Source organism: Thalassotalea fusca (assembly GCF_053485835.1).
Genome location: NZ_JBQRUN010000022.1, coordinates 43,117 through 50,455, shown reverse-complemented (window position 1 = coordinate 50,455; position 7,339 = coordinate 43,117). Strand labels below are relative to the sequence as shown.

The window sequence follows — 7,339 nt, the reverse complement described above, 5'->3', positions numbered from 1 at the left end:
GGATATGAGGATATTGTCAACGCATGTAGTCACGCTTGGAATAGCTTTAGAAAAGACACAAAACGTGTCATCAAAATGTGTTCAAGGAAGTGGGCAGTGGTGGGCAATCTTTAATGCGGATTGGTATAAGAACTTGCCTAATCAAAAGGTAAAAGTGCTTGCAGAGGACAACAAAACAGTTGAAACAGATAACGTTAGGCTTGTATTTCTCAATAGCCTAACCAATGAACCACACTCCGATGTGAGTAACTACCGTTCTCGATTCTTTATGAGTCATTTGGCAAAAGCAGGAATAAGAGTACGTCCACCAAAACAAGCAAGACACACATTTGCGAGTCAATTACTTACTAAAGGTGTCAACATCAAATGGATCGCTAATCAGATGGGTCATAAAAGCATAAAAATGATTGAAGAGCATTACGGAAAGTACATGCCAAATGAAATGCCAGATATGGCTATGCAGGTTTCAAATATGCTGGGTTATGATTCAAAAAGATCCAATGCTGATCCAAGATTTGAAGAGATAGAACTAAACCCGCTAGATTAAAGGGCGGGAGATGGCGGTGACGGAGAGATTCGAACTCTCGATACGTTGCCGTATACACACTTTCCAGGCGTGCTCCTTCAGCCACTCGGACACGTCACCATTTTAAGAAACAAATTTTACTGATAAGTTTTTTCAGTGATTATCGGCACTGAGGTGAATTGGCTGAGCACGCCACGGCGTGGTATTTCCACTTGGCAGCCACTCGGACACGTCACCTTATTTAGATTTTGCTGAAGATTTTATTTTCTAGTGTTCTTCTCACTAGTGGTTAATTGGCTGAGCACGCCACGGCGTGGTATTTCCACTTGGCAGCCACTCGGACACGTCACCATTTTAAGAAACAAATTTTACTGATAAGTTTTTTCAGTGATTATCGGCACTGAGGTGATTTGGCTGAGCACGCCACGGCGTGGTATTTCCACTTGGCAGCCACTCGGACACGTCACCTAATTAATAGCTTTTTCACTTAAAAAAGCTGCGCTATGGTAGAAAAAAAGCCTTGCTATAGCAAGGCTTTCTTCAGATTAATTAGCAGTTTGCTCAAAAAGTAGCTTATCGCTTCATCGCTGCAGTAAAATCAAGCATTCTGTTTGTCGATTTAAGCGCGCCAATGCGCACTTCGTCGCTCACAAACACTTCTTTGCCTGTAGGATCAATCAACGCTTCTTCTATTGCTTTTAAGCCGTTCATCGCCATCCACGGGCAATGAGCGCAGCTTCTGCATGTTGCGCCTTCACCTGCTGTTGGAGCTTCAAAGAACTCTTTGTCAGGGCAAAGCTGTTGCATTTTATAGAAAATACCGCGATCTGTTGCAACAACGAATTTCTTATTTGGAAGTTCTTGTGCTGCTTTTATTAATTGGCTTGTTGAACCTACCGCATCAGCCAGCTCTACAATTTCAGCTGGTGACTCGGGATGCACGAGTATCGCCGCATCTGGATGTAGCGCTTTCATGTCTTTAAGTGCTTTCGTTTTAAATTCATCGTGAACAATACAAGCGCCCTGCCACATGATCATATCGGCACCGGTTTGCTTTTGAATGTAGTTGCCTAAATGACGATCTGGGCCCCATAGAATCTTTTCGCCCTGCTCGTCTAAATGCTCAACGATTTCAAGTGCACAAGATGAGGTTACTATCCAATCTGCACGCGCTTTAACCGCTGGAGACGTATTTGCATACACAACTACCGTTCTGTCAGGGTGTTGGTCACAAAACGCATTGAACTGATCAATTGGGCAGCCTAAATCCAATGAGCATGTTGCTTCAAGGGTTGGCATAACAACCGTCTTTTGTGGCGTTAATACTTTAGCCGTTTCGCCCATAAACTTAACACCAGCAATGATTAGGGTGTCTGCCTGATGTTGATTACCAAAGCGTGCCATTTCGAGAGAATCTGCTACACAACCGCCCGTTTCCTCAGCCAATGCTTGAATTTCAGGATCAGTGTAATAGTGCGCGATTAATACCGCATTTTTCTCAATCAGCAATTGTTTTATTCGTTCTTTGTATTCTTGCTTTTCATGCGCACTTAACTGTGCGGGTTTGGCAGGAAAATTAAACTCGAAATCTACAGCTAAATTACCTTGAGACATGTGACTCTCTCTACTACGACGGTGATTGTGGTCGCGATTATACGTGAAATTTAGTAGAAAGTGTAATATTGAAAATATGGGAGGCTAAGCTGTTAGTTTTTAACTAAATAAAGGCTTGTTTGCCCGTTTGCTGGATTAAGGCTTCGGTCATATTCGCATATTATTAGCTTGATTAAAAAGGCACTCACACTTCGACAGTTCGTTCCTCACGCTCAGTGCGAACGTTTTTGTTTGTGCTCGGAGCAATGGATGAAACCGACTTGTTAGCTTTAGAGCATTCCGTTCATTCTGAATGTGAGGTACGCACTTGCAGATTGATTGACCTTAACACTTCGACAGTTCGTTTCTCACGCTCAGTGCGAACGTTTTTTTTGTGCTGGATATAAAGATAAATACTATCGATTTCGCCAAAAGTGAAACTGGCGAGTGATGACACGTAATTTAGGTATAAACGTTAAAAGCCTTGGCTTAGATTTTTAAATAAGACACTTGAGAGCTTTAAAATTTGATAACTCGGGAATTTGAAGAAAGTGGTGGGTCGTGAAGGATTTGAACCTTTGACACGTAATTTAGGTATAAACGTTAAAAGCCTTGGCTTAGATTTTTAAATAAGAACCTTGAGAGCTTGAGAGCTTGATAACTCGGGAATTTGAAGAAAGTGGTGGGTCGTGAAGGATTTGAACCTTCGACAAATTGGTTAAAAGCCAACTGCTCTACCAACTGAGCTAACGACCCTTTATGCGATTTGTGTTTAAAGAAAGTGGTGGGTCGTGAAGGATTTGAACCTTCGACAAATTGGTTAAAAGCCAACTGCTCTACCAACTGAGCTAACGACCCTTATTCTTTAAACTATCAAATTGTAAAGTGGTGGGTCGTGAAGGATTTGAACCTTCGACAAATTGGTTAAAAGCCAACTGCTCTACCAACTGAGCTAACGACCCACTTTTGCTAATTGAGGTTAGTGCCTCAACGCGCCGCATATGATACTTATAATTTTTTCAGTTGCAACCACAAATTACAGTTTTTTTGCAATTCGCGTTTGTTTGCACAAAAACACAGCATTTAGTGCAAGTTATCGCCATAAAAACGACTAATTCAAGCTACTTAATCTAGGTCCCGCTAATTTAGCTGCGCTAGAATCTGGATATTCAGATATCACCTGCTGATAAAGCTGCTTAGCTCTAGCATTATTATTTTGCTCTTGCGCCACCATACCAAGCTTAAGCATAGCATCACTGCGTTTAGTTGACTCTTTAAAACGCGTAACGACCATTTCAAACTCTTTACCGGCCTGAGCATGTTCACCTTTATTAAATAAAAGTTGTCCTAGCCAGTAGTGCGCATTAGCGGCATAACCTGAGTTAGGATATTTGCCCAAAAAGTCTTTAAATGCAGGAATCGCTTGATCATACTGCTTGTCTTTAAGCACCATATTAACTGCACGATCATACGCATCGTTTTCAGTTAAATCCGAGCTGTAATTAACAGTAGGTGTCTGTCCAACCGTATTAGAGGCTATAGAAGAAGGTGGTGTTGCTTGTTGCGTTGCTTGCGAAACACGACGTTCTATTTCTTGATAAAGCTCGCGTTGTCGGTCAAGGATTTGCGTAAGCTGATGAGTATGTAGCTCAGTAACGCCACGTAACTCATTTACTTCGTCTTGAAGTTCGGTAAGTTGATTCTGTAGGTTTAACTGCGCCCTCTTCTGAGCTTCCAGCTGACGCTTCGTTTGTTCAAGTTGCTCACTTGCACTTAGTACAGAACCACCAGAATATGATTTCTGTGTAGAAATATCTATCACAGGTGCAGGCTCTGCTGCAGAGGCTTGAACAGCCACTGCAGCTAGCATGCTTAATAAAACTTTATTCAGTTTCATTACACCGCCTGATTAGTAAACTAATACTGCACGACGGTTTTTAGCGAACGCACTTTCTGTACGATCATTAACCATAGGCTTTTCTTCACCGTAGCTAACAACGCTTAACTGAGAAGAAGCAACACCTAATGTTTCCAAGTAAGTTGCAACAGCTTTCGCACGACGCTCGCCCAATGCAATGTTGTACTCTGGTGTACCACGTAAGTCAGTGTGACCTTCGATTAAAACTGTAACGTTTGGATTTTCGTTCAAGAATTTTGCATGAGCATCAAGAATAGCAGTGAATTCGCTATCTACAGATGACTTATCAAAACCAAAGTAAACGATGTGCTCAGAACGTAGACGTTCTAATTCTTGTTTACGCTTTTGCTCTTCTATTTCTTTTGCACGCTGAGCCGCATTAACTTGTACTGTATCTTCAGTAGTTGATGCCGTATTTTGTGCATTAGTATCTACTTGACTCTCAGCATCAGAATCAGAATTTGAACTACAAGCAGCCAATGCCATAATTGGCAATGCAACAGCAAGAGCTTTCACAGTTTTATTCAAGCGCATTTTATTTTCCTTATTGTTACAATTTCTTATTAAATCATGTTTATAAAAATGGTGACCATGCCGGTGATTTCACTTGACCATTCAAAGCAGGTAAACGTGCTTTAAATCGACCATCCACAGACACTAAACTTAGTACTTGTCGATTATTATGCAAAGTACTGTAAATAATCATCCCGCCATTTGGCGCAATACTCGGTGATTCGTCAAGCCTTGTTGAAGTTAAAACCTGGAACATGCCACCGCTTAACTCTTGTTTCGCCAAATGGTATTTGCCTCTTGTTCTGTTAACCATCACAAGTTGGCGACCATCAGGTGTTAACGAACCACCTAAATTCATTTCACCGTCGAAAGTAAGGCGTCTTACTTTACCATCGACTAAATTTACGCGATAAAGCTGCGCTTTACCACCCCGTTCTGAACTAAAAATCAAGGAATTACCGTCTGGAGACCAACTTGGTTCAGTGTCAATTGCTCTATGGCGCGTTACACGTCTTAATTTTCGCGTATTAATGTCCATGAGATAAATATCTGGATTACCGTCCTTTGACAGTACCATTGCCATCTGTCGTCCATCAGGAGACCACTTAGGCGCACTATTTATTCCCTTAAATGAACTAATAATTTCGCGTTTGCCTGTGTAAATGTCGATCACAAATATTTGTGCTTGGTGATTTTCAAACGTTACATAAGCTAGTTTATCGCCATTAGGATGCCAGTTTGGTGACATTAATGGCTCTTTTGAACTCAATAACACATGCTCGTTATAGCCATCGTAATCTGAAATAACAAGCTGGTATGGGTAGTCCCCTGAATCACGCACAATCACATAAGCAATTTTGGTTAAGAACGCGCCTCGTGTGCCAGTCAGCTTTTCATATACTACATCGCTGATTCGGTGCGCATAACGTCTAAATTGGTCCGCGCCAATCACTACAGTACTTTCATCTAAGATGTGATCTGAAGATTTAACCAATTGGCCACTACTCAACATCTGAGTTTGACCACCCGTAATTTGGCCACGCAATACATCAATGAGTTGATATTTAACTTCATAGCGACCAATAGAAACTTCTTTGATTTCACCGACAACGATGTCTTCTACACCTTCAGCTGCCCACGCTGCGTAATCAACGGTTGAATCATGAGACACAACTTGCGGAAAACGTAATTCATTAATAGGGCTAAATTTACCGCTACGTAATAAATCTTCGGCAATGATTTGAGAAATTCTGTCAGGAACGGGGCCAGTGCCAGTCCATTTAAACGGTAGCACCGCAATTGGACGTGCGCTATCAATACCTTCAGTGATAACAATTTCTAATGTCGCATGGGCCTTGCTAATTATGAGGCTGGCTGCGAGTGTTAATCCAAGTATAAAATTCTTCATATTAATAAGGTTGTTGCTCTCAATTAATTTCAATTCTTTTGATCTAAAATTCCGGTTCTACCGTTAAGCTGATATTACTCATTTCCTTAAAGACCTCTGGATCTTTTGAAACTGGTAATGTCCCCGCTTTGTATACAGCAGCTTCAGCCGCGTCGCAAACGGTGCGGTCTCCCTGCCCTTTGACAACATTGGTCACAAAACCAGAAGGTGCCAAACTAATTCGTAATTTACACGATTTACCTTCCATTGTGCTGCGATCGGTTATTAAGTTACGTTGAATCGTCTGAGTAATCAATGCTGTATATCGTTGAATTTCAGTCATCACTTGCTGGCGACGCGCTTGCTGTCTGCTTGCCATTTCTTCAGCCATTTGCTGCTCAAGTAACTTTTGTTGCTCCGCTCGCTCTCGTGCTTCTTGTTCTTTGCGTTTGCGCTCTGCTTCTTGCTTTTTACGAAGCTCTTCCGCTTTTTTAGCTGCTTGCTCTTCTTTTATACGCTTTGCTTTGGCATCAGCCGCGGCTTTATCGGCTGCTAGCTTTTCTTGCTCTTTGCGCTTGCGCTCTTTCTCAGCAGCATCCGCTTTCGCTTTGGCTTTTTTTGCAGCTGCGTCAGCGGCTTTCTTTTCGCTTTCTTTCTTCTTACGTTGCTTTTCTAGATCTTGAATTCGCTTCTCTTCCGCCGCTCTTTTCTCACGAGCACGTTTAGCGCGGTCTTCAAGTTCTTGCAAGCGTTTAGCTTCATCCGCTTTTTGCTTTTTAATGCGATTAACCTGCTCTGTAACCTTGCTTTTATCAATCGCTACCGCCTTAATAGGTTCTACCGTAGCAGGGACCGGCGTTGGCTTGGGAGGCGTTGCCGCAAAATCACCAAACAACAGCACTATAGCTAATACTGCATGTAAGGCAACACTGAGAGAAATGGCGACGGTATATTTGTGACTCACGTATTACTTCTCCAGCGAATCTGTCATTAAACCAACAGACGGCACACCTGCTTGTTTTTGCAATAGCACCATTAACTGGATTACCGCATCGTATGAAACTGCGCCATCGCCGTTAACCACTACAGGCGTATCGGGATTAACCTGCAAATGTGCAGCCACGAGCGTAGCAACTTCCTCAGCAGACATTGGCTCATTCTTGCCAGCTCCCACGGCTAAGTAGTAATTACCATTCGCGTCAACTGACGCAACTAGCGGCGGCTTACTGTCTTTACTTAAAGGCTCAGCATCCGCTTTAGGCAAATCAACTTTCACGCCTTGGGTAATTAGTGGTGCCGTTACCATGAAAATAATCAACAACACCAACATTACATCGATATACGGCACAACGTTTATTTCGGCGACTTTTTTTCTTCTAACACGATTGTACATAATCGTTCT

Annotated in this window: 7 protein-coding genes and 4 tRNA genes; 1 reads left to right on the top strand and 10 read right to left on the bottom strand. The window is 42.2% G+C overall.

All coding sequences use genetic code 11. The annotated features are described in order from the left end of the window. On the top strand, positions 1-547 hold a 547-nt coding region (locus ACSLUK_RS18185; RefSeq protein ID WP_448550215.1), incomplete at its 5' end, for a tyrosine-type recombinase/integrase. An 11-nt stretch (positions 548-558) separates the two neighbouring features. Here ACSLUK_RS18185 and ACSLUK_RS18180 read toward each other — a convergent pair. The 10 genes from ACSLUK_RS18180 to tolR form a co-directional block, all read right to left on the bottom strand. Further along, a tRNA-Ser gene (locus tag ACSLUK_RS18180) sits at positions 559-646 on the bottom strand. Between the two features lie 453 nt (positions 647-1,099). After that, positions 1,100-2,140 (bottom strand): quinolinate synthase NadA, encoded by a 1,041-nt coding sequence (gene nadA / locus ACSLUK_RS18175; protein ID WP_448550214.1) that lies wholly within the window; start codon positions 2,138-2,140, stop codon positions 1,100-1,102. Positions 2,141-2,799: 659 nt separating this feature from the next. Continuing rightward, positions 2,800-2,875, bottom strand: a tRNA-Lys gene (locus tag ACSLUK_RS18170). A gap of 26 nt (positions 2,876-2,901) precedes the next feature. After that, positions 2,902-2,977, bottom strand: a tRNA-Lys gene (locus tag ACSLUK_RS18165). Between the two features lie 28 nt (positions 2,978-3,005). Next, positions 3,006-3,081: transfer RNA gene (locus ACSLUK_RS18160), tRNA-Lys, on the bottom strand. 149 nt (positions 3,082-3,230) lie between these two features. Continuing rightward, positions 3,231-4,016 (bottom strand): tol-pal system protein YbgF, encoded by a 786-nt coding sequence (ybgF, locus tag ACSLUK_RS18155; RefSeq protein WP_448550213.1) that lies wholly within the window; start codon positions 4,014-4,016, stop codon positions 3,231-3,233. A gap of 12 nt (positions 4,017-4,028) precedes the next feature. After that, complete coding sequence (pal, locus tag ACSLUK_RS18150; protein ID WP_448550212.1) at positions 4,029-4,571, bottom strand: peptidoglycan-associated lipoprotein Pal; 543 nt, start codon at positions 4,569-4,571, stop codon at positions 4,029-4,031. Positions 4,572-4,611: 40 nt separating this feature from the next. Next, on the bottom strand, positions 4,612-5,958 hold the full coding sequence (tolB, locus tag ACSLUK_RS18145; protein ID WP_448550211.1) for a Tol-Pal system beta propeller repeat protein TolB: 1,347 nt from the start codon (positions 5,956-5,958) through the stop codon (positions 4,612-4,614). Positions 5,959-6,001: 43 nt separating this feature from the next. Beyond that, positions 6,002-6,901, bottom strand: a complete 900-nt coding sequence (gene tolA, locus ACSLUK_RS18140; protein WP_448550210.1) for a cell envelope integrity protein TolA — start codon at positions 6,899-6,901, stop codon at positions 6,002-6,004. 3 nt (positions 6,902-6,904) lie between these two features. After that, the gene (gene tolR / locus ACSLUK_RS18135; protein ID WP_448550209.1) at positions 6,905-7,330 is read right to left on the bottom strand and encodes a protein TolR; all 426 of its coding nucleotides are present in this window, start codon (positions 7,328-7,330) and stop codon (positions 6,905-6,907) included. Positions 7,331-7,339: the final 9 nt, after the last annotated feature.

Bases quoted from the DNA above. Each gene is read 5' to 3' on its own strand.
- pal (WP_448550212.1), bottom strand. From the start codon at position 4,571: ATGCGCTTGAATAAAACTGTGAAAGCTCTTGCTGTTGCATTGCCAATT.
- ybgF (WP_448550213.1), bottom strand. From the start codon at position 4,016: ATGAAACTGAATAAAGTTTTATTAAGCATGCTAGCTGCAGTGGCTGTT.
- tolR (WP_448550209.1), bottom strand. From the start codon at position 7,330: ATGTACAATCGTGTTAGAAGAAAAAAAGTCGCCGAAATAAACGTTGTG.
- nadA (WP_448550214.1), bottom strand. From the start codon at position 2,140: ATGTCTCAAGGTAATTTAGCTGTAGATTTCGAGTTTAATTTTCCTGCC.
- tolB (WP_448550211.1), bottom strand. From the start codon at position 5,958: ATGAAGAATTTTATACTTGGATTAACACTCGCAGCCAGCCTCATAATT.